The sequence below is a fragment of the Kitasatospora sp. NPDC028055 genome (assembly GCF_040637885.1).
Taxonomy (GTDB): domain Bacteria; phylum Actinomycetota; class Actinomycetes; order Streptomycetales; family Streptomycetaceae; genus Kitasatospora.
The window spans coordinates 38,449-61,063 of record NZ_JBEZXE010000036.1 but is presented as its reverse complement, the minus strand read 5'-3'; the positions used below and the strand labels follow the sequence as shown (position 1 = coordinate 61,063).

Genomic DNA, 22,615 nt, shown 5'->3' with positions numbered 1-22,615 from the left:
GCCGCGCCGGCTGCCGACCCTTGCGGAGCAGACATGACCGCGTTGTTGGAGACCAGGGACCTGGTCAAGCGATTCCCGGTCCGCCACGGCCTCACCCGGCGCCTCGCCGGCCACGTCACCGCCGTCGACGGCGTCTCGTTGCACGTGGCGGCGGGCGAGACCCTCGGCCTGGTCGGCGAATCCGGCTGCGGCAAGTCCACCCTGGCCCGCCTGCTCACCAGGCTGGAACCACCGAGCTCCGGCAGCATCCGGTTCGCCGGCCAGGACCTCGCCGAACTGGACGAACACGGCCTGCGCCCCGTCCGCCGCGAGCTCCAGATGGTCTTCCAGGATCCCTTCTCCTCACTCAACCCCCGCCAGACCGTGCGCCGGATCCTCACCTCGCCCTTCGCCTACCAGGGGTTGGAGCCCGACGAGCCGGTGGAGCGACTCCTGGAGCGGGTCGGCCTCGGACCCGAGCACGCCGACCGCCACCCGCACGAGTTCTCCGGCGGCCAGGCCCAACGCATCGGCATCGCCCGGGCGTTGGCCCTGCGGCCGAAGCTGGTGGTGTGCGACGAGCCGGTCTCCGCCCTCGACGTCTCGGTGCAGGCCCAGATCCTCAACCTGCTCAAGGACCTCCAGGACGAACACGGCCTCGCCTACCTGTTCATCGCCCACGACCTCGGCGCCGTCCGGCAGATCAGCACCCGGATCGCCGTCATGTACCTCGGTGCCGTCGTCGAGACCGCCGACCGCGACACCCTCTTCGGCGCCCCCGCCCACCCGTACACCCGCGCCCTGCTCTCCGCCGTACCCCTGCCCGACCCCGACGCCGAGCGCGCCCGCGAGCGGATCGTGCTCCACGGGGACCCACCAAGCCCCCTCGACCCGCCCAGCGGCTGCCGCTTCCGCACCCGCTGCCCCAGGGCGGCCGACCGATGCGCCGACGAGCGCCCCACCCTGCGGGTGATCGCGCCCGGCCACCAAGTCGCCTGCCATCACCCGGAGTTGCCACAGTGATCCTGACCACCCACCGCCTCCCCGGACTCGCGGTGACCGACCACGTCTTCACCGTCCCGCTCGACCACGCCGAAGCCGGCGGCGCGACCATCGACATCTTCGCCCGGGAGGTCGCCGACCCGGCCCGCGGCGACGAACAACTGCCGTGGCTGCTCTACCTCCAGGGCGGCCCGGGCGGCAAGTCACCCCGCCCGCTGAACGCCGGCGGCTGGCTCGACCACGCCCTCAGGACCCACCGGGTCCTGCTGCTCGACCAGCGCGGCACCGGCCGTTCCACCCCCGTCACCGCCCGCTCCGCGGCCGGGTTCGGCTCGCCCCGGCAGCTGGCCGATCACCTCGCGCTGCACGGGGCCGACTCGATCGTCGCCGACGCCGAGCTGATCCGTCGTCGCCTCTGCGGCGATGAGCCCTGGGAGACGCTCGGACAGAGCTACGGCGGATTCGTCACCCTCAGCTACCTGTCCTTCGCGCCCGAGGGCCTGCGTGCCTGCTACATCACCGGTGGCCTGCCCGGACTCGACGCCACCGCCGACGACGTGTACGCCGCCACCTACCCCCGAGTGCGCGACAAGGTGCTCGCCCACTACCTCCGCCACCCCGGTGACCGGCTCACGCTCCGACGGCTCGCCGACCACCTCCACCGCCGCGCGGTCCGCCTTCCCGACGGCGACCGGCTCACCGTACGGCGGCTTCGCACCCTCGGTCTGATGCTCGGCATGGGCGACGGCTCCGCCCGCCTGCACTGGCTGCTCGACGAGTCCCTCGACCCCGCCGGCGAGCCCACCACCGCCTTCCTCCAGCAGGTCATGCAGCTGACCGCCTTCACCGACAACCCGCTCTTCGCCGTCCTCCAGGAGTCCATCTACGGCCGCCCGGGCGCCTGCACGGGCTGGGCCGCCGAGCGCGCCCTGGCCGCCCACCCCGCCTTCGCCGAGGACGCCGACCCGCTGCTGCTCACCGGCGAGATGATCTACCCCTGGATGTTCCGGGAGATCAGCGGCCTGCGCCCGTTCGCCGACGCCGCCGACCTGCTCGCCGCACGGACCGACTGGGCCACGCGGTACGACCCGGCCCGACTCGCCGCCAACCGGGTACCGGTGGCCGCCGCCGTCTACCACGACGACATGTACGTGGACGCCGACCTCTCCCTGCGCACCGCGCGCTCGATCGGCGGTCTGCGGGCCTGGGTCACCAACGAGTGGGAGCACGACGGCGTGACCGCCTCGAACGGACGCGTCCTCGCCCGCCTCATGGCCCTGGCCTCCGGCCGGGCGTAACCACCCACCCGAAGGAAAGAGTTGAGTTCTCGCCTGCTCGCCGGCGCCCTCGCGCTGGCCCTGCCGCTGATCGCCGCCACCCCGGCCGCCGCGTCCCCTTCCCCCTCCGCCGCGGCGTGCGCCCTGCCCGGCCGCACCGGATGGACGGACGAGGGCCACGACACCGACCGTACGCAGTTCCTCCGGCCTCTGGGCACCAAGCACGTGCTGATGCTGTTCGTCGACTTCCCCGACGCGCCCGCGGTCGGCGACCGCGACGACTACTACAACCGACTCGCCCCGGCCGCGGACTGGATGAGGCAGGACTCCTACGGCCGGACCCGCCTCGACATCACCCCGCTCGACCGCTGGGTCCACATGCCCCAGGCGTCCACCAGCTACGGTTTCGAGCGCGGCCTCTCGTTCGAGCAGCACGAGGCGTACGTCCGCCAGGCCGTCGAGGCCGCCGGGCCGGACGTGAACTTCTCCCGGTACGACCTGCTGTACATCGTCCCCACGAAGTCCGCCTCCGCCATCTCCTTCTCGCCCACCTACCTCTACGACCCCGCCGCCACCGGCATCGTGGCGGGCGGCACGCGGATCAAGTGGGCGGTCACCTTCGGCCAGGACATGTACCGCTGGGGCCCGAAGGTCGCCGACCACGAGACCTCGCACACCTTCGGCCTGCCCGACCTGTACGCCTTCCAAGGCGCCGACACCCACCGCTACGTCGGCGGCTGGGACCTGATGGGCCTCATCTCCGGCCCGTCGCCGCAGCATCTGGGCTGGGAGCGCTGGAAGTTCGGCTGGATCGACGACCGCCAGGTCGCCTGCCTCCCCGCCGCCGGCCGCCGCACAGTCCGCCTGCACGCGATCGAACGCCCCGGCGGGACCAAGATCGCGGTGATCCGCACCGGCGAGACCACCGCGTACGTCGCCGAGTCCCGCCGCGCGATCGGCGGCGACGAGTCCGCGTGCTCCACCGGCGTCCTGGTCTACCGGATCGACACCGCCACCCAGACCGGCCAGGGCCCGGTCCAGGTCGTCAACGGCAACCCCACCGCCGTACCGCCGACCGGCTGCACCCCGCTCGACATGGCCGCCCACCGGCCCGGCCAGAGCTTCACCGACCCCGCAACCGGGGTCCGGATCGACGTCCTCCACGGCACGCCGACGACCGACACCATCACCGTCACCAAGTCGAGCTGACGGTTCACCCGCCCGCGCCGTGAACAACTCCGGCGGCCCGCCCCCGGGCCAACGGCGCGCCCCAGCCCGGCCAGGGATGCCCGGCCCTGGCCGGGCTTCCTCCCCCACCCCCACACGGGAGGCACATCCGGGCGATCTCCGAAAGCCGCCCTGCTGGCCCTCCTCGGCGCCCTCGTCCTGGCGTTACGACCAGAACGAGGTCGTCCGGCCCAAGTACCGCACCTACACAGCCATACGGCCAGTCCCGCGGCTACGCCGACGTGCAGACGTTCACCGGCGACGGCGTCAATGACCGGCAGACGCAGAGCGAGGTCCGCTACTACCAGGGCATGTCCAACGACAACAACACCACTGCGGTGACGTTGCCGGACTCCCAGGGCGGCACCCACGACGACGCCGACCGGCTCTCCGGCCGTCCGCTGGAGGCGACCTCCTACCTCGGCAGGGGCGGCCCGGTCGACCACTCGACGATCAGTTCCTACTGGATCTCCCCGGCCGCCACACCTCTCCTAATGTCACACCAGGAGCCGGCACGGGCACGCCACTCGGAGGAGGTGGCACCGGAGGCTGTCTTCCCGACTACCGCCCTTGCCGGGCCCGTTGGGCGGCGATCAGGTCGCGATACCAGGCATACGAGGCCCTCGGGGTGCGCTTCTGCGTGGCGAAGTCGACGTGGACGAGGCCGAAGCGCTGGTGGTAGCCCTCGGCCCATTCGAAGTTGTCGAGGAGGGACCAGGTGTAGTAGCCGCGGATGTCGAGGCCCTCGGCGACGGCCTGGGCGAGGGCGTCGAGGTGGGCGGCCAGGTAGTCGATGCGGGGCTGGTCGGGGACGGTCTCCTCGGCGACGGAGCAGCCGTTCTCGGTGATGGTGATGGGCGGGAGGGCCTTGCCGTAGGTGTCGCGGAGGTGGAGGAGGAGGCGGGTGAGGGCGTCGGGGACGACGGGCCAGCCGAAGGCGGTGTGGGGGGCTTCGGGGATGTCGACGAGGTCGAAGGGGAGGTCCGGGGTGGTGGGGGCGGCGACGCGGGTGGGGTTGTAGAAGTTGAGGCCGAGGGCGTCGAGGCCGGGGGTGTGGATGAGGTCGAGGTCGCCGTCGTGCACGGCACCGTAGATGTCGTCGGGGACGCCGAGGGCGGAGAGGTCGGGGTAGCGGCCGAGCAGGACGGGGTCGGTGAACAGCCGGTTGTGGAGGGCGTCGTAGGCCTCGGCGGCGGCCTGGTCGGCGGCGGAGTCGGAGGCCGGTTCGACGGGGGTGAGGTTGTTGGAGAGCATCACCTCCAGGCCGCGGTCGTGGAGGATCGAGGCGGCCAGGCCGTGGCCGAGCAGCTGGTGGTGGGCAGCCGGGAGGGCCTGGAACATCAGGGTGCGGCCGGGGGCGTGGGTGCCCAGCGCGTAGCCGAAGACGGTGTGGACGAAGGGCTCGTTGAGGGTGATCCAGGCGGGGACCCGGTCGCCGAGGCGGTCGGTGACGAGGGCGGCGTAGTCGGCGAAGCGGTACGCGGTGTCGCGGTCGAGCCAGCCGCCGTGGTCCTCCAGGGCCTGCGGGAGGTCCCAGTGGAAGAGGGTGGGCAGCGGGGTGATGCCCGCCTCCAGCAGTGCGTCCACGAGTCGGTCGTAGAAGGCGAGTCCGGCCGGATTGACGGCGCCCGCGCCGGCGGGCAGGACCCGGGACCAGGAGACCGAGAAGCGGTAGCCGTCCAGCCCCAGGCCCTTCATCAGGGCAATGTCCTCGGGGTACCGGTGGTAGTGGTCACACGCCACCGCCCCCGTGTGCCCGTCGCGGATGACCCCGGGGCGGGCACAGAAGGTGTCCCACACGGACGGGCCACGGCCGTCCTCCGCCACCGCCCCCTCAATCTGGTACGCGGCGGTGGCGGCACCCCAGCGGAACCCCGCCGGTAGGTCGTAGCGGTCCGGCATGACAGCCTCCTAACGCAAACGTGAGGAGGACTCATGTTACCGGCGAGGCCTCAGAACGCCAGAGGACCGTCGCCCACGTGCCGGAGACTCCACAACCGGCCCCCGGAGCCCCCTTGACCCCCAGTCATTTGACTGACGACCCGCTCGCGGTCCGCGGGTCAGGGGGCACTGGCCGCCCCGGCCCGGGTATGGGCCAGGGTTCGACACGGGCTCGAAGGGCCCGCGTTCCCGGGATCATGGTCGGTGGTCGGCGTACGCGGGAAGGGGCCGGAGCATGACTGGGTCGCAGCGGTGGGGTGTCACCACGACGCTGGTGGGCCGCGAGGAGGAGCGGGCGCAGCTCGCGGAGTTCCTCGGGTCCGCCACGGGCCGGGCGCTCGTCCTGCGCGGGGAGGCGGGGGTCGGCAAGAGTTCGCTGCTGAGCCACGCCGTCGCGCTGGCGGAGCAGGAGGGCCACGTGGTGGTCCGGGCCGCCGGCGTCGAGGCGGAGTCCGGGCTGCCCTATGCCGGGCTGCACCAGTTCCTCCATCCGCTGCTGGCCGACGTCGAGCGGCTGGACGACGGGACCCGGGCGGTCTTCGACGCCGTGTTCGGCGGGGTGCAGGGCGATCCGCCCTCGGTCATGACGCTCGGCATCGCCGCTCTCAACCTGCTGTCGCTCGCCGCCGCACAGCGGCCGCTGCTGCTGGTCCTCGACGACGGGCAGTGGCTGGACGACGCCAGCGCCGACGTCTGCGGCTTCGTGGGCCGGCGCCTGGCCGGCGGCCCGGTGAAGCTCCTGGTCGCGGTCCGCACCGACCTCACCTCGCGCTTCGACACCGCCGCACTGCCCGAGCTGCCGGTGGACGCCCTCCCCGACGAGGAGGCGGCACTTCTGCTGGACCATCGGTATCCGGATCTGGGCCGACAGGCCCGCCGGATCGTCCTGGACCAGGCCCAGGGCAACCCGCTGGCCCTGGTGGAGCTGCCCGCCCACTTCGCGGGCCGGTCGAGCGACCTCCCGCTCGAAGACCTCATCGGTCAGCGCGGCGTGCCGCTGCCCCGGCGGCTGCAACGGCTGTTCGGCGCCCGCATCGCGGCCCTCGACGAGCAGGTCCGGGCCGAACTCCTGACGGGCGCGCTCGACGGAGCCGGAACCCCGCGCGGCACCGACGCCGTCCCCGGCACCCGCTACGCGATGCGCGACGCCGACGCGGCCGTGGCCATCGGGCTGCTGGACAGCGACGCGGTCACCGGTGATCTCGTCTTCCGCCACCCACTCGTACGTTCTGCCGTCGTGCGGATGGCCACTCCCAACCAGCGCCGCGCCGCGCACCTGGCGCTGGCGCAGCTTCACCGGGAGAACCTCGAACGCCGGGCGACGCACCTGGCGGCGGCGACGGTCGATCCGGACGAGGAGGTCGCCGACGTCCTGGAGGCGGCAGCCGAGTCGGCGACCCGGCGCGGCGGCGCGCTGGCGGCCGTGAGCTGGCTGACCCGGGCCGCCGAGCTCAGCGAGAACCACACCGACCGGTCCCGGCGCCTGACCGACGCGGCCTTCGTCGCCGGTCACGCCGCCCGCCTCGGCCAGGCGCACCGGCTGGTCCAGGCGGGCCTCGCGCCCGGCTCGACGGAGTCGCCGGCCTCGGTGCTGGCGGCCGCCTACCGGGCGCTCTACCAGGACGGGGACGTCCGCTCCACGCACCGCCAGGTCTCGGCCGAGATCGAGAAGCTCCGGGACCGCGGGACAGCCGCTGCGCCGGCTGTCGGCAGCACCACTGCGTCGACCGTCGGCAAAGCCGAACCTGACGAGGTCCTCACCCGGCTGGTGGTCCTCCTCCTGGCGATCAGTCAGTTCGGCGGGGATCGCGCGGTCTGGGAGAGCACGCGCGAACTCCTGGCCTCCATGAGCGACCTCGTCACCGAACGCCCGCGCCTCTTCAGCGACACCTGGAGCGATGTGACCAGGCACGGGGCAGGCTGGGCCGGGCCGGTGCGAGACGCCGCCGCCAACCTGTCGAATCTGGAGCCCTGGGACGTCACTCGGATCGGCGCGGCCGCGTACCACCTCGACCTCCTGAGCCACTACCGCCCCCACCTGCAGCGCGTCGTGGACCGCGAGCTGGAGACCGGAGCCGTGGCCACCGGCATGGTCATGCTGCACCAGATCATGCTCGACCAGATGGCGGCCGGCGAATGGGCCCAGGCCGAGGAAACCGGACAGCGCGGCCTGGACCTGGCGACCGAGCACGGCCACCAGCTGTTCGCCACCCAGAGCCGCGCGTACCTGGCCCAGTTGGCGGCGCTGCGCGGACAGGTCGGGCGGGCGCGGGACCTCCAGGCCGAGGTGGACGCCTGGGCCCGCCCGCGCGGACTGGGGTTCCTCACCCAGGTCGCCGACTCCGCCGGCGCGACCGCCGCGCTGGGCTCCGGCGACTACGAGGCCGCGTACCTCTACGCCATCGGCATCACGCAGCCGGGCACGTTCCGGCCCTACACGTATCAGGCCTCCCGTACCCTGCTCGATCTCGTCGAGGCCGCCCAGCACACCGGACGCGTCGAGCAGGCCCGGGCGCACGCCCTCGCCGCCCGCGACGCCGGTCTGCCGTCCGTGTCGCCCCGCCTGGCGCTGATCACCTACGGCGCGCTGGCGATGACCGCCGAGGACGAGCGGGAGGCCGCCGAGATGTTCGTCCGGGCCGAGTCCCACCCGGACGCCGCCCGCTTCCCGTTCGAGTTGGCCCGGATCCGGCTGGCGCACGGCGTCCGGGTGTGCCACGTCCAGGGCCGGGCGGCGGCGCGGCCGTACCTGGTCCCGGCGGCCGAGGCGTTCGAGCGGCTGGGCGCGGCCGGCTGGACCGAGCGGGCCCGGGCCGAACTGCGCGCCACTGGGATCCCGCCCCGCGTCTCGACGCTGAACCTGGCCTCGCTGACCTGGCAGGAACGCCGCATCGCCGACCTGGCCGCCAGCGGTCTGACGAACAAGGAGATCGGCGAGCGGATGCACCTGTCGCCGCGCACCGTCAGCTCACACCTGTACCGCATCTTCCCCAAACTGGGCATCACGGCCCGGGCGGCGCTGCGCGACGCGCTGAGCCGGACCGACACCCTGAGCCGGACCGACGCGGCGCAGGTCTGACGCCCGCGCTCAGCCCTGTGCGTCCGCGGCCTCGATGCCGTTCGCGGCCAGCCAGGCGAGGACGTGGTCGGCGACCGGGCGCCAGCCGCTGTCGAACACCAGGGAGTGCCCCCGATCGGCGAACTGCTTCAGATCGGTCACGGCGGAGGAATCTCCGTAGAGCTTGTAGGCCGAGCGGGTCACGGCGTCCGGGACCATCCGGTCCTCCTGGCCGGACACGAGCAGGAGCGGTCCGCGCGCCGAATCGGCCGTGTCCACGACGGTGTCGGCCGACCCGGCGGCGGTGCGATCGCGCCCGAGGTCCGTGAGCAGCCGGAGCGGGGCCGGGACGGCGTACCGGTCGTAGAGCTTCGCGGCCTCCTCCTCACCGACCGCGTTGGAAACGACGTGCCGGAACCAGGTCCGGGACAGCGGCTCGAAGGACAGGTGCCGGGTCGAACCGGCCGGCAGCGGCGCGAGGGCCACGGCGGCGCGGCCGAGGCCGGCGCCGAGGAGGCGCTGGGCGATCAGACCGCCGGCTGAATGCCCGATGAGCACCGGCGGGTTGTCGAAGGAACGCACGATCCTCTCGTAGTGGGCCGTGAGCGCGGCGAGCCCGAGGTCGCGCAGCGGCCCGGGATCGCGGCGGACCTGGTCGGCGGTGGGGGCCTCGCCGGGCCAGTCCGGGACGCACACCGCGTAGCCGTACGCGGTGAACCGTTCGGCCCAGCTCTCCCAGGAGGACCTGTGGAACCACGCACCGTGGATGAGGACGACGGGGGTTTGCTTCACGGCCAGACCTTCCGATTGCACACACGACGATCACATGACGGCACACGACGATCCGCCGGCATCGCGGCGCTCCTTCGAGGATCACCGAGCGGAAGCACGGCGGAAACAGTCGAATGACTGAATGTGGCGGCCCGGCAGAGCCTTACGCCTCTTCGGGTGTCTCGACGTCATGTGACTGATGTGTCACGCCGGTTGCCGAAGAACAGTGGAGGCACCAGCGGGCCTCCAGGAAGGATCGGACATGATCAACAGGCGTACGTTCACCAAGGCAGTAGGCCTCGGCATGGGCGCCACGGCGGTGTCGGTCGGCGCGGCGTCGAACGCTCCGGCCGCCTTCGCGGCCGGTTCCGAGCAGCCCGGCCGCCCGGCCCCGGTCATCCCGACCATCGCCCCGGGCACCCACACCGCGTTCACCGAGCTCAAGCGGGTCCGGGCCGGCGTGCTCGACATCGGCTACGCCGAGGCCGGGCCCAAGCACGGCCCGGTGGTCATCTGCCTGCACGGCTGGCCGTTCGACATCCACAGCTATGTCGACGTGGCGCCGCTGCTGGCCGACGCCGGCTACCGGGTGATCGTGCCGTACCTGCGGGGCCACGGCACCACCACCTTCCTGTCCCCGACGACCGTCCGCAACGCGCAGCAGGCCGCGATCGCCGTCGACGTCATCGCTCTGATGGACGCCCTGAAGATCCACAAGGCGGTGCTGGCCGGCTTCGACTGGGGCTCGCGGGCCGCCGGCACCGTCGCGGCGCTGTGGCCGGAGCGGGTCAAGGCCCTGGTGGCGGTGAGCGGTTACCTCATCGTCAACCTCCCGTCGCAGCGGAACCCGCTGCCGCCGAAGGCCGAGCACACCTGGTGGTACCAGTACTACTTCGCCACCGACCGCGGCCGCATCGCCATGGAGACCAGGCAGAACCGGCACGACCTGTGTCGGCTGGTGTGGGAGGAGACCTCCCCGACCTGGAAGTTCGACGACGCCACCTTCGAGCGCACCGCCACGGCCTTCGAGAACCCCGACTACGCCGCCGTCGTGATCCACAACTACCGCTGGCGCCTGGGCCTGGCCGACGGCGAGCCCCGCTACGAGCGCTACGAGCAGCTGCTCGCGGCCCGGCCGGCCATCACCGTGCCGACCATCGCCGTGGACCCCGCCCTCGACCCGTTCCTGCCCACGACCGACGGCAGCGGGTACCGGAGGTTCTTCACCGGCCGGTACGAGCACCGCCTGCTCGACGGCATCGGCCACAACGCGCCGCAGGAGGCGCCGACGGCCTTCGCCCAGGCCGTGGTGGACGCCGACCACCTCTGAGCCACGCGCATGCCGACCACAGGAGGTACGGACGTGAGTGATCCTGGTCCCAGCACGAACGGACAGGCGGCGGCGGTCCGCAAGGCCCGGTTCGGCACGCTCCCGGAGCGTGTCGCCTTCGAGGACATGGTCGAGGAGAAGGCGGTGCCGTCGGCGTACCGGGCGGTGGACGCCCACGACCCCGACGCGCTGGCGGTCAGGTTCTCCTGTCTGGCGGCGGATCTGGCTCTCTGAGCGCAGCGGGTCACGTACGACAGAGTTCGGGTCCGTCCCCGGCCGGGGCACGGACCCGAACCTGTTGTACCGCAGGTCTCAGCCGCGCGAGGGGCGGACGCAGCGGAAGCCGCTCGCGGCGTTCGGGTCACCGTGGCCGGTGTAGCGGGAGACCATCGGGTAGCGGCACAGGTCACGGGCGACGGTCCCACCGGTGGCGGTGGTCAGGGCGGCGTGCAGGACCGCCGGTGCCTTGCCGTGCTCGACCCAGGCGGTCAGTGACGCCAGGTCGTCGACCTTGCCACCGTCCAGGCCGCAGTGCGAGACGCCCGGTGCCAGGAAGAGCCGGTAGAAGTCGTCGACCTTCCTCGTGCCGCTCATCTCCTCGTCCACGCGCTTGCGGTAGTCGACCGTGCCCGCGGTGGGGATCAGCTGGTCGGCGTCGCCGTGCCAGGTGATCAGCTTGCCGCCGGCGTCGCGGAACGCGGAGAGGTCCGCGTCCCGGGTGCCGATGACCGGGTCGTACTCGGCGCGGGCCTTGCGGAAGAGCTCCTCGAACGTCGCGGTGGTGAGGTTCGCGGTGTCGAACGAGGGCTGCTCCTGCACGAACGTGGCGGCCCACACCGACGGGACGAAGAACGGCGCGCCCGTGGTGACGCCGTTCGCGTCCTTCTTGGTGGCCGCCAGGGGGAGGAAGTCGGCGCCGATCGACAGCCCGTACCAGAGCCGCTTGCCGTTCACGTCGCGCGGGCCGTCCCAGATCTTGCGGACCACCTCGGCGTCCGCCTCGGTGACGGTGACCTGCTTGCCGTCGCACTCGATCCGCGTGCCGACCAGGCGCCGCGGGTCGAAGTCGCACCGCTGCGGGTCGCTGATCAGGCCGTCGGCGACGCCGTCGAGCTTGTCGCAGGCCTTGAGGGCGGCCTGCTTGAAGGCGTCGAACTCGCAGCCGGTCGGGTAGGTGTGCGCCTCGTTCATCACGACCTGCGGCCACAGGGTGGCGACCTCGAACTGGTTCCAGTTGATGCCCGGCGCCGCGGCGTTGATGCCGTTGAAGTCGTTCGGGTAGCGCTGGGCCTCCATGTAGCCCTGGCGGCCGCCGGTGGAGCAGCCGTTCCAGTAGGAGTAGGACGCCGCCCGGCCGTAGACCTCGGCCACGACCTGCTTGCCGACCAGCGCCATCTCGTGCGCGGAGCGGGAGGCGAAGTTGTCCAGCAGCGCGGTGTCGACGTGCCCGGAGGGGTCCAGCGCCCAGTCGGTGTCCAGGGGCCCGCCGACGCCGGCGTCGGTGGTGGCGGCGGCGTAGCCCTGCTTGACGGCCGCCGCGAGACCGGCCCCGTTGTCCCCGGCGGCGTACGCCTTGCCGCCGACCGCCTGGAAGCGGCCGTTCCAACCGGCCTGCGGCAGCCAGACGTTCACCTTGGCGTGGTCGTTCGCGCCAGGGTGCGTCAGCGTGACCGTCACCTCGCAGTGCGCCGGGACGTCGGGCACCTGGCCCCCGCCGAGCGGCGGCACCCCGGGCACCTGGAAGGTGCCGGCCGGCACGGCGGCCGCGGTCACGGACTCCACCGCGGTGCCCTCCGGGGCCGGCAGCGTGGACGGAGCGCAGGTGTAGGACGAGGGGCCGGCAACGGCGAGGGACGCCGACGCGCTCACCGGTGTGGAGACGGCCGCGGCGGCGGCCAGGGGGACACAGGCCGCGACGATGGTCAGGAACCGTCGTTTCATGATCTCTCCTCGGAATCGGGGACGGCACCCTCACTGTGGTGGCCCAGGCGGTGGCGGCACATCAGTCACCTGACGCAAGTCGGCGGGACGGCTCCGGGGACCGGAACGGCCGGAACGGCCGGAAGCATGGAGTCACATGACCGATGCGCCGGGAACGGCCCGAGGGCGACAGTGAGGACCGCCAGATCCACTGCGCTGCTCAAACCCCTTGGAGCGTTTGCATGTTCAGCATCGAGAGCAACCGCCTGCACCGCTTCGTCGCCGGGGCCGTCGCCGCGGCCGGTGCGATCGCCACCGTCAGCGCGTTCGCCGTCGCCGGCACCGCGAACGCCGCGACCGAGGACTCGGCCGCCGACCGGGGCCCGAAGCCGACCGTCGTCCTGGAGCACGGCGCGTTCGCCGACGGCTCCAGCGTCCACGCCCTCCGCGCTCCCGTCTCATCCCCTGCGTCCGGCGTCGCAAGTCCATGACCGCAAGGTGCTGCACCGGTTGCTGTCGGGGTGCCACCACCGCGCCAATCTGCGCCGCCTCACTGGAGCTTGCCGTCCCGATCGACTCCCTCGACTGAATCGGCCCCGGAATCATCCGCGGCGCACTCTCCCTCCCGGTCCGCTACCGCCTCGGCTGACCCGGAAGATCCGGACCTGCGCCGGCGGACGTGACCGCGAGGATGCGGTCCCGGCGAGCACAGGCGCGGTGAAACGTCCTTCGGCGAAGAGCAGTTGTCGATCGGCGCCAGGCCGGGGCGCGCCTTCTCGACCCGCGGCGACACGCCACGTCTGTTACATTCGAGGTGACCTGTATTCGCGTGATCGAGGAGTGGCAGACGTGGCGGGTGACGACGACATCTCCGGGTGAGATCCGGATCTGACGGCCACCGGCCGGTGCTTCACGAGCGCCGCAGCCGACGTGGTCCGCATCGTCGTGCCCCTTTCCCCACACCTGCCCAGGGCAGAGGTCCACCCTCTCGCCCTCGCTCTCCTTCGAGGTCACCTCCATGTCCGACGCCGCCGTCGTCTGCTCCAACCTCTCCTTCGCCTGGCCCGACGACACCCCGGTCTTCCACGACCTGTCCTTCACCGTGCCCGCCGGCCGGATCGGCCTGGTCGCCCCCAACGGCTCCGGCAAGAGCACCCTGCTCAAGCTGATCTCCGGCGAACTCAAGCCCGCCACCGGCTCGGTGTCGGTCACCGGACGGCTCGGCCACCTCCGTCAGACCCTCCCCCTCACCTCCGATCTCACCGTCGCCGAGGTGCTCGACATCGCCGGGATCATCCGGGCCATCGACGCCGTCGAGTCCGGCGACGTCGACGAGCGACACTTCACCACCATCGGCGACGACTGGGACATCGAGGAACGCACCCGCGCCCAGCTCGACCGTCTCGGCCTGGCCGACCTCACCCTGGACCGCAGCCTGAGCACGCTCAGCGGCGGCCAGATCGTCTCCCTCGGCCTCGCCGCCCAACTCCTCAAGCGCCCGGACGTGCTGCTGCTCGACGAGCCGACCAACAACCTCGACGCTCAGGCCCGGCACAAGCTCTACGACGTGCTGGCGGACTTCAACGGCTGCCTGCTGCTGGTCAGCCACGACCGCGCGCTGCTCGACCGGATGCAGCACATCGCCGAACTCGGCAGCGGCGAACTACGTTTCTACGGCGGCGACTTCACCACGTACGAGGAGGCCGTCCGGGCCGAGCAGGAAGTCGCCGAGAAGAACGTCCGCAACGCCGAACAGGAGCTCAAGCGGGAGAAGCGGGAGATGCAGCAGGCCCGCGAGCGCGCCGAACGCCGCGCAAGCAACGCCGCCCGCAACCTCAAGAACGCCGGCCTGCCCCGCATCTTCGCCGGCAACATGAAGCGCGGCGCACAGGAGTCCGCAGGCCGGGCGGGCCAGATGCACGCGGCCCGGGTCAGCGAGGCCAAGTCCCGGCTCGACGAGGCCGGACGCGCCCTGCGCGAGGAGCAGCGCCTCTCCCTGGACCTGCCCGACACCCAGGTACCCGCCGGGCGCAACCTCTTCATCGGCGAGGGACTGCAGGTGCGCCACGCCGGCCGGCCGGTGTTCGCCGACGGCGGCGTCGACCTGAGCATCCGCGGCCCCGAGCGGATCGCGCTGACCGGGCCCAACGGCGCCGGGAAGAGCACCCTGCTGCGCTTGGTCACCGGCGAACTGACCTCGGACGGCGGGGAGATCACGCGCAACGACGGGCGGATCGCCTACCTCTCGCAGCGCCTGGACCTGCTGGACCTCGACCGCACCGTGGCGGAGAACCTCGCCGCGTTCGCCCCCGAGCGGCCCGAGGCGGAGCGGATGAACCTGCTGGCCCGCTTCCTGTTCCGCGGCGCCCGGGCCCACCTGCCGGTCGGGGTGCTCTCCGGCGGCGAGCGGCTGCGCGCCACCCTGGCCTGCGTGCTCTGCGCGGAGCCGGCCCCGCACCTGCTGCTGCTCGACGAGCCGACCAACAACCTCGACCTGGTCAGTACGGGGCAGCTGGAGAGCGCCCTGAACTCCTACCGGGGCGCCTTCCTGGTCGTCAGTCACGACGAGCGCTTCCTCGCCGAGATCGGGGTGAACCGCTGGCTCCGGCTGGCCGACGGCACGCTGAAGGAGGCTGCGGCCCCCGCGGTGTGAGCCGCCGACATATGACCGGCCCGCGCCCGAGGCTCCGTGCTCGGCGGGCCCACCACCCCTCACCTCGGAAGGCACCCCGTGCCCCAGCACGCCCTGCTCGCCCATGACGTCGTCCGCAGCCTCGGCGGCCGACGCGTCCTCGACGGCGTCTGCCTGACCGCCTCCCCCGGCCACCGGATCGGCCTGATCGGGGAGAACGGCGCCGGCAAGTCCACCCTGTTGCGGGTTCTCGCCGGCACTCCACCGTGCTCGACCATGGCGACGGCCTGCAGTGCTTCGCCTTCGGCACCTACGGCCCGGCATCAATGCCGCTGGTAGAAGGAACCGTCGGCCCGCCGGAACAGAACGTGGCGCCGGCGCAGCCCTGTCGGCCGGCGGCGCCCGCCGCGCAGACCCGCCGAGGCCCTGGGTGTGTCCTGCAGTCAAATGACTGATGTGTGCCGGGGACGGGTCGGCGACAGTGGTGCGAGCCGGGGGTGCCCGGCGGCGGGCGCGTCCGGCGCGCCGCGCGCTCGTTGATAGATGAGAACGAGGAGTAACAGAATGACCATCAGTCAGCGGCCCGGCGGGAAGTGGAAGACGGCCGCGGTCGCCGCGGTCGCGGCACTGGCCGTCACCGGCGCCATCGCCGCGCCGGCCAGCGCCGCACCCCAGGTGGTTTCGGCGGCGGACCGCCTGAGCATGGGGACCCAGGACCTGTACGAGGCCGCGCAGTCGGGAGAGCCTGCGAAGCCCCGCGACCACCCGGCCGGGCGCCCGCTGCTCCCGCACCGCTGGGTATCCGTGCTCGGTTACGGCGCCGTGCAGGCCCTGAATCAGAAGACCCACTTCGGCTGGCAGCGCAACTACAAGGACTGGTCGGTCGCCATCGTCGGCAACAACATCCAGGGCAAGGAGGTGACCATCTACACCAAGATCACCAACCTGATCTACGGTGAGGGCGGCGTCATCGGCGCCCGGACGGCTCCGACGGGACAGGTGGCGGTCGCGCACAACACCATCGTGGCTCAGGGGAACGTCAACATCGTGACCGAGATCGTGAACGTCCACCTCATCAGCCCCCAGTTCCAGGACGTCTACAGCGGCCAGTGCTATGCCCAGGAGGACCTCCGAAACAGGATCAAGGCAGAGCTCGCCTGCACGCTGGGCTGAGCCGTAGCCCCGGGCGGGCCCGAGCGTGTTGCGCTCGGGCCCGCCCGCTCACCGGCCCCGCCAGGTGGAGAGGGCGCGCCGGCCCGGTCGTAGTAGCGCAGCCGCTGCGGCGCGAGGCCGATCGCGGCCAGTCCGTCGGCCAGACCGAGCTCGGGCGGTCCGCGATCTCCTGGACCGTGCTCGCCGACCCGCAGGAGTACAAGTTCTGCCTCCTCACTCCCTGCTGACCGACTCTGGCCCCTGATCGTTCGTTTCCGTTCGACGGCCGCCGGTGATGCGTTAGGTTCCGTGTCGTGACTGACAACTTCGGGCGCCTGCTGGCCGGGCGGTACCGGCTGCGCGACGTGCTCGGCCGGGGCGGCATGGGGACGGTCTGGCGGGCCCACGACGAGCAACTGGACCGGGAGGTGGCCGTCAAGGAACTGCGGCTGCCCGAGGGCATGGAGCCCGCCGAGCGGGAGTCGTGGATCGGGCGGCTTGACCGCGAGGCCCGTGCCGCCGCGAGGCTCAAGCACCCCGGGGTCATCACCGTCCACGACCGGGTGGCGGGGGAGGACGGGCTGCCGTGGATCGTCATGGAACTGGTCCGCGGGCGCTCGCTGGACGACCTCCTCCAGGAGGAGGGCTCGCTGCCGCCCGAGCGGGTCGCGCGCATCGGTCTGCAGGTCCTTGAGGCACTGCGGGCCGCTCATGCGGCGGGCATCACCCACCGGGACATCAAGCCCTCCAACGTGCTGCTGGAGGGCGAGCGCGTCGTCCTGACCGACTTCGGGATCGCCGCCGTCGAGGGCGACCTGACGCTGACCCGCTCGGGCGCGCTCCTCGGCACGCCGGCCTACATGGCCCCCGAGCAGGTCCGTGGACTCCCGGCGACGGCCGAGTCCGACCTGTGGGCCCTGGGCGCGACGCTCTACACCGCCCTGGAGGGCCGTCCGCCGTTCGCCGGTGCGGGCGCCGGGGCCGTGTTCCTGGCCATCGTCACGGAGGAGCCGACACCGGCCGCCCACGCCGGGGCGCTCGCACCGCTCCTGACGGGCCTGCTCCGCAAGGCGCCCGCGGACCGCCTGACGGCCGAGGCCGCCCACGAGCTGCTCTCCGGACGCGCCCTCGACACCAAGCGCCTCCCACGGGACTGGGCGCCGCCCGCCGCCTCGCACCCGACGCCGGGCACCATGCGCCTGGCGCCACCGGTGGAACGGCACACGCGAACCCGCCGCGCGCTCCTCGCAGTTGTCCTGGCGGCTGCCGTCGCCGTTGCGACGTGGAAGCTGTGGCCGGAAGCGGCATCCGACGCCGGGAGGACTGCGGCCACCAGTGCGCCCACCACGACCGCCGGCAGTGCCGGCACCAGCTCCAGCACCGCGCCCGCGCCGACTCGGACGCCGACCCCGACCCCGGTGCGCACGCCGACCTACACGCCGAAGCCCGCCGTCCCGACGCTCGACCGTGCGGCCGTCGACCGGGTCTTCCAGGTGTACATGAACGGCCTGGCCAACCACGACATGACGGCCCTGCGCAGCGGGACCTGCCCCCGGCTGCGCTCGACGCTGCTCGGGTTCGCGCTCAACGGCTACTACGTCGCGCGCTGGCAGCTCCAGCCGTACGACATACCCGTCGGGACGGACCAGCTCAGCGTCGAGGCGACGGTCACCCAACAGGACCCGAACACCGGGCGCCCGGCGGGCGACGTCAACTACCAGTGGATCGTCGAGCGGGACGCGGACCAGAACTACTTCGTCTGCGGCTGGCTCAACCAGCGCTGACCGCCGCCTGCGGGCATGTCGGGCCGGCCGCTCGGCGAGCCGCGCACGGCAGCAGCCGGCGCGCAAGTGGTCGTCGGCGTCGGTGTCGTGGCGCGTCCCGCGGCTGTGATCGCCGTTGTCGCCGACGCCGCGCGTGGCCTGCTCGCGCCGCAACGCCGCAGCGATGAGCAGCCGGCCGGGGCGACTGATCGCGCTGTGACGAGTGACCCACGTGGGGAAACCGTCAGTCGGTGACGCCGGCCAGATGGCGAGCGAAGTAGGCGGTGAGTTTGCCGACAGCGGGGTCGATGTACTCGGCCTTGTCGTAGAGGTCGACGTGGCTGGCTCCGCTGATCCAGTGGATCTCCTTGGGGCCCGTGGCACGCTGGTGTGCCTCGATGGCCATCCAGGCGGTGACTGCTCGCTCCCCGATGATCTGGAGGACCGGGCGGGGGCCGATCAGCGGGACGGCGAAGAACGGGTCGTAGCCGGCGAGCCGGTCGATGCTCTCCCAGGCCAGGAATTTGGCGGACCGCTCATGCGCGCCACGCGTGGTGCAGTAGTACTCGAACCCCTCGACCCCGTGCTCACCGCCCAGGGCGCGTGCTTGCTCGGCGGTCTGCGGGAACATCGTCATCACGCCGGGCTCCTCCCCGCGGGCAGCAGCGGTACGGGCCCGGGCGGCTTCCACCAGCAGAGTCCGGAATACAGCCGGGTCCTGGCTGCCGTCGGCCCCCAACCGGAACTGGCGTGAGGGGTCGGCGGTGCTCACTGTGGCCACCGCCCGCACCCGACTGTCACCGCTCGCGGCAGCCAGTGAATACCCGCCCGAGGCACAGATACCGAGCAGGCCGATCCGCTCTGCATCGACCTCCTCACGGGTGAGCAGGTACGACACCGCGGCCTTGAAGTCCTCCACCCGCTGGGCCGGGTCCTCCAGCCCTCGCGGAAGGCCGCCGGACTCGCCCTGGTAGGCCGCGTCGAAGGCGAGGGTGACGAATCCACGCTCCGCAAGCTGTCGCGCGTAAGTGCCGGAGGTCTGCTCCTTCACTCCTGTTCCAGGGTGACCGACCACCAGCGCAGGGAGCGGACCCTGGGCAGCGTTGTCGGGGATGTACAGGTGTGCGGCGACTCCGATGCCGGCGCTGTCGAAGCGGACGTCCGTCCTGGGCATTGGGCAGATTCTCCTGTCAGTTTGGGGTGCTTGCATTCCCTCGCCAGTCGAGGGCTGCCTGCGGATTCCGGAAGCGGGTTGCCTTGTCGTTGCGCTCGCGCCGGGAGGGCCTCGGCCACTTCTGGCCACGGCTTTCCAGATGCCCTGCCCGCCCCCGCGGAAGGTCCTGCCACCGGGCGGCCGGGCTTTCCCGTCCACTGTGCCCCTGGGCGCTGCAGCGGCACCTCAGTCATCTGACGTCGGCTGCCTTTTGGGTCATGCCCCTCCCGCGACAGCTGGCTGGGAGCATCGGCCACGCGGATCACCGTCGCCGCCGTTGATGTTCCGCCGTTGCCTGAGTCCTTGCCGTTGCTGGGGCTGGAACTGGAGCCGTAGGCTCGGGCGGCCTGCGATGGGGGCCGTCGTGTGTTCGGCTGCCAAAAGACCCGTGGGCACCGGCGATCACCGCATGGCGGTCACCGCTCCGACAAGGCGCCGTCGATCTCTCGACGGGAGGAGATCCCCAGCTTGGCGAAGACCTTGCGCAGGTGCCACTCGACCGTACGCGGGCTGAGGAACAAATGTGCGCCGATCTCCACGTTCGGGTGCCCTGCGGCCGCGAGGCGGGCGATCTGCGCCTCCTGCGGGGTCAGGACCGGCGCGCCGACGGTCCGCTTGCGCACCGTCTCACCGGTGGCGAGCAGCTCACGCCGGGCCCGCTCGGCGAACGCCTCCATGCCCATGCGCGCGGCCGCCTCGTACGCCGCCCGCAGCTCGGTACGGGCCTGCGCGCGCCGGTTCCGGCGGCGCAGCCACTCCCCGTACAGCAGTCGGGCCCGGGTCTCGAACACGCCGAGCCCGCCGCGGCCGAAGTGGTCGACGGCCTCGCGGTAGCGGTCTTCGGCCCGCTCGGGTGCTCCGGTCAGGGCGTCGGCGACCGCGTGCGCGCCCAGGGCCCAGGGCGTGCCGGCCCGGCTCCAGTCGGCGAGCCGCTCGCGCGCCTCGGCCGCCACGGCCGGCTCGCCGGCCCTGGTCGCGGCCTCGACCAGCTCGCTGCACGTCCAGAAGTGCACCACGAGGTCCTTGTGCCCTCCCCCGCGCAGCGCCGCTTCCATGGCGAGCGGATAGTTGCCCAGGCCGTTGTGGAGCACGGCCCTCTCGCACGCGGCTACGCGGATCAGCCGGCCCAGGCCACGCTGCTCGCCGTCCCGTTCCATGGCCTCCAGCAGTTCCAGGGCCTCTCGCTCCCGTCCCCGATACGCGCCGATCAAGGCCGCCGTGGCCGTGCGCATCGCCACGCCGGTGGCCGTCTCCATGGCTGCGGCCTCGGCCAGCAGGTCTTCGGCTTCGGAGAGACGCCCCGCATGGCCCAGCGCGCCCGCCCGGTAGGGCAACGCCGTCGAGAGGACCGACAGCGTGCCCGTCGTCCGGGCGAAACGGACCGCCCGATCGGTGACGTCCAGCCATGCCTGGAGATCGCCCAGCTCCGCGGCGGCGTTCGTGGCCGCCCACAGGACGGACGGCTCCTCCTCGTCGGTGAGGGAGCGCAGCGCCTGCGCCAGTAGCGGGAAGGCGGCGGCCTGCCCGTGTGTGGTCCATGCGACCAGGGCACGGAGGAAGATTCCGGCCGGCTCGTCGCCGGGTGTCAGGCCACGAGCGACCTCGGCCGCTCGCCGTATTCCGCCTTCGTCGTGCGGCCAGGCCCAGATGGCCGCGTCGAACGCCGCGAGGCAGGTCTCCCGCGCGACGGCCGGGTCGAGGTCCCTGAACTGGCGCGCCGCGTCGAGCAGCGGCTGCACCGCGCCCTTCCCCGAGTCGGTCATGGACGACGCCTTGGCCCGCAGCCGGCCTGCATGGGCCTGCTGCAACCGGTCCAGCGGCCCCAGCTCCGCGGCGGCGAGCAGGTCGGGCACCCCGGTCGGCAGGCCGGCGGCGACGTTGGCCGCTGCGGCCGCCAGTGCGCGCCGCGCCCGCTCCTTCCGGTCGGGGGTGAGCGCGGCGGCCCGTTCCAGGAAGGAGGCGGCGGCCGCCCGGCCACCCCGCGCGAGGGCCCGATCGGCGGAGCCCTCCAGTGCGGTGGCGACCTGCTCGTCCGGCCCGACCGCGGCATGGGCCCGGTGCCAGGCCCGCCGGTCGGGGTCGCGCTCGGCGTCGGTGGCCTCGGCCAGGGCGCGGTGCGCCTCCCGCAGCTCGGCGGGCTCCGCGCCCCGCCAGACGGCGGAGCGCACCAGCGGGTGCCGGAACCGCACCGAGGCTCCCAGCGTGATCAGGTCCGCGGCCTCGGCCGCCGCCGCTGCCTCCGGACCGACTCCCAGCAGGCGCAGAGCATGCCACAACAGCGGCCCGTCGCCGACCGGTTCGACCGCCGCGACCAGCAGCAGGGCGCGGGTGTCGCCCGGCAGCGCGTCCACGCGCCGACGGAAGCCGTCCTCGAGTCGGGTCGCCAACGGGCCGGCGCCGGGCCCGCCGAAGCCGAACGCCAACTCCGCCGGCGACAGGCCCCGGGTCAACTCCAGCAGGGCGAGCGGATTCCCGCTGGTCTCGGCGACGATCCGGTCCCGCACCCGGGCGTCCACCGGCCCCGGCAGCACGCCGTCCAGCAGCGCCCGGGCGTCGGCGTCGGCCAGCCCGCCCAGAGGAAGGTCCGGCAGACCGGAAAGGCCCTCGTCCTCTGCCTTCCCGTCGGTGATCCGCTCGGCGAACACCAACGCCACCGATTCCGCGTCCAGCCGGCGCCCGACGAACGCCAGGATCCGCCGGGACATCAGGTCCAGCCACTGCGCGTCGTCGACCAGGCACACCAGCGGAGACCGGGCCGCCGCCTCGGCGAACAGGCCGAGGACCGCCATCCCGACCAGCAGCATCTCGGGAGGGTTCCCCGCGCTCAGGCCGAACGCGACCCGCAGCGCGGCCTGCTGCACCTCCGGCAGCCGGTCGAGGTGCGACAACAGCGGGGCGCACAGCTGTTGCAGAGCCGAGTACGCGAACTCGGCCTCGGCCTCAACGCCGGCCGCGCGCACGACCTGCCACTGCCCCGCCTGACCGGCCAGATGGTCGAGCAGCGCCGACTTGCCGACGCCGGCCTCACCCCGCAGCACCAACACCCGGCTGCGCCCGTCGCCCACCTCGCGCAGCAGACTGGCCAGCACGTCCAACTCCCGGGCGCGCCCGAGCAGCTGGTGTTTCGCGCGCTGCGGCATGGCTCCTCCGGTACAAGTTCCTCCCGGAGGAGCTGCACCCATCCTACGAAGAGCGGGCCGCCGAGCCGCACGGGCCCGGTCATCCCTATCGGTCATTTGACGGTACGTCCGCGCCGGTCAAGGCCGACCAGGCCCGCTCACCCCCGGCCGTGGCTCACCGCCCGACGTGCAACCGACGCGATCAACCAGTCGGCTCTCGCAGTCAGATGA

General features: G+C 72.6%; 15 protein-coding genes and 1 pseudogene. 11 read left to right on the top strand and 5 right to left on the bottom strand.

Annotation, left to right across the window (positions count from 1 at the left end; genetic code table 11):
* Positions 1-33 precede the first annotated feature (33 nt).
* Genes AB0F71_RS28880 through AB0F71_RS28870 form a run of 3 tightly spaced genes read left to right on the top strand, consistent with a single transcriptional unit; the run spans position 34 to position 3,467 of the window.
* Positions 34-1,002, top strand: a complete 969-nt coding sequence (locus tag AB0F71_RS28880) for an oligopeptide/dipeptide ABC transporter ATP-binding protein (protein ID WP_360240059.1) — start codon at positions 34-36, stop codon at positions 1,000-1,002.
* Positions 1,002-2,279 (top strand): alpha/beta fold hydrolase, encoded by a 1,278-nt coding sequence (locus tag AB0F71_RS28875; RefSeq protein ID WP_360240147.1) that lies wholly within the window; start codon positions 1,002-1,004, stop codon positions 2,277-2,279. The genes AB0F71_RS28880 and AB0F71_RS28875 overlap by 1 nt, the downstream gene beginning before the upstream one ends.
* Before the next feature lie 21 nt (positions 2,280-2,300).
* A complete protein-coding gene (locus AB0F71_RS28870; RefSeq protein WP_360240056.1) occupies positions 2,301-3,467 on the top strand; it encodes a M6 family metalloprotease domain-containing protein in 1,167 nt (388 codons plus the stop codon).
* A 579-nt stretch (positions 3,468-4,046) separates the two neighbouring features.
* On the opposite strand, the gene AB0F71_RS28865 is transcribed toward AB0F71_RS28870, so the two are convergent.
* The gene (locus tag AB0F71_RS28865) at positions 4,047-5,387 is read right to left on the bottom strand and encodes a GH1 family beta-glucosidase (protein WP_360240053.1); all 1,341 of its coding nucleotides are present in this window, start codon (positions 5,385-5,387) and stop codon (positions 4,047-4,049) included.
* Positions 5,388-5,661: 274 nt separating this feature from the next.
* Here AB0F71_RS28865 and AB0F71_RS28860 point away from each other — a divergent pair, with 274 nt between their 5' ends.
* A complete protein-coding gene (locus tag AB0F71_RS28860) occupies positions 5,662-8,505 on the top strand; it encodes an AAA family ATPase (protein WP_360240050.1) in 2,844 nt (947 codons plus the stop codon).
* Positions 8,506-8,514: 9 nt separating this feature from the next.
* On the opposite strand, the gene AB0F71_RS28855 is transcribed toward AB0F71_RS28860, so the two are convergent.
* Entirely contained in the window at positions 8,515-9,276 is a 762-nt protein-coding gene (locus AB0F71_RS28855; protein ID WP_360240047.1) for an alpha/beta hydrolase, read from the bottom strand.
* Positions 9,277-9,517: 241 nt separating this feature from the next.
* Here AB0F71_RS28855 and AB0F71_RS28850 point away from each other — a divergent pair, with 241 nt between their 5' ends.
* Both AB0F71_RS28850 and AB0F71_RS28845 read left to right on the top strand, forming a co-directional pair.
* Entirely contained in the window at positions 9,518-10,585 is a 1,068-nt protein-coding gene (locus AB0F71_RS28850) for an alpha/beta hydrolase (protein ID WP_360240044.1), read from the top strand.
* 33 nt (positions 10,586-10,618) lie between these two features.
* Entirely contained in the window at positions 10,619-10,819 is a 201-nt protein-coding gene (locus AB0F71_RS28845; protein WP_360240041.1) for a hypothetical protein, read from the top strand.
* A gap of 78 nt (positions 10,820-10,897) precedes the next feature.
* Here the strand turns inward: AB0F71_RS28845 and AB0F71_RS28840 are convergent, their stop codons facing one another.
* A complete protein-coding gene (locus AB0F71_RS28840; protein WP_360240038.1) occupies positions 10,898-12,526 on the bottom strand; it encodes a tannase/feruloyl esterase family alpha/beta hydrolase in 1,629 nt (542 codons plus the stop codon).
* Positions 12,527-12,747: 221 nt separating this feature from the next.
* Here AB0F71_RS28840 and AB0F71_RS28835 point away from each other — a divergent pair, with 221 nt between their 5' ends.
* The 5 genes and pseudogenes from AB0F71_RS28835 (at position 12,748) to AB0F71_RS28815 (ending at position 18,073) form a co-directional block, all read left to right on the top strand.
* Positions 12,748-12,996, top strand: coding sequence for a hypothetical protein (locus AB0F71_RS28835; protein ID WP_360240035.1), 249 nt, complete (start codon positions 12,748-12,750; stop codon positions 12,994-12,996).
* Positions 12,997-13,523: 527 nt separating this feature from the next.
* Positions 13,524-15,158 (top strand): ribosomal protection-like ABC-F family protein, encoded by a 1,635-nt coding sequence (gene abc-f / locus AB0F71_RS28830; protein ID WP_360240032.1) that lies wholly within the window; start codon positions 13,524-13,526, stop codon positions 15,156-15,158.
* Positions 15,159-15,236: 78 nt separating this feature from the next.
* Positions 15,237-15,398: pseudogene (locus AB0F71_RS28825) on the top strand (ATP-binding cassette domain-containing protein); the annotation flags it as partial.
* A 303-nt stretch (positions 15,399-15,701) separates the two neighbouring features.
* Positions 15,702-16,310: a hypothetical protein gene (locus tag AB0F71_RS28820; protein WP_097238847.1), complete on the top strand. Its 609-nt coding sequence runs from the start codon at positions 15,702-15,704 to the stop codon at positions 16,308-16,310.
* A 293-nt stretch (positions 16,311-16,603) separates the two neighbouring features.
* Complete coding sequence (locus AB0F71_RS28815; protein WP_360240028.1) at positions 16,604-18,073, top strand: serine/threonine-protein kinase; 1,470 nt, start codon at positions 16,604-16,606, stop codon at positions 18,071-18,073.
* Between the two features lie 223 nt (positions 18,074-18,296).
* Here the strand turns inward: AB0F71_RS28815 and AB0F71_RS28810 are convergent, their stop codons facing one another.
* A complete protein-coding gene (locus tag AB0F71_RS28810) occupies positions 18,297-19,226 on the bottom strand; it encodes an alpha/beta hydrolase (RefSeq protein ID WP_360240025.1) in 930 nt (309 codons plus the stop codon).
* Between the two features lie 455 nt (positions 19,227-19,681).
* Positions 19,682-22,405 carry a LuxR family transcriptional regulator gene (locus AB0F71_RS28805; RefSeq protein ID WP_360240022.1) on the bottom strand — a complete coding sequence of 908 codons (2,724 nt, stop codon included), beginning with the start codon at positions 22,403-22,405 and terminating at the stop codon, positions 19,682-19,684.
* Between the last annotated feature and the right edge of the window lie 210 nt (positions 22,406-22,615).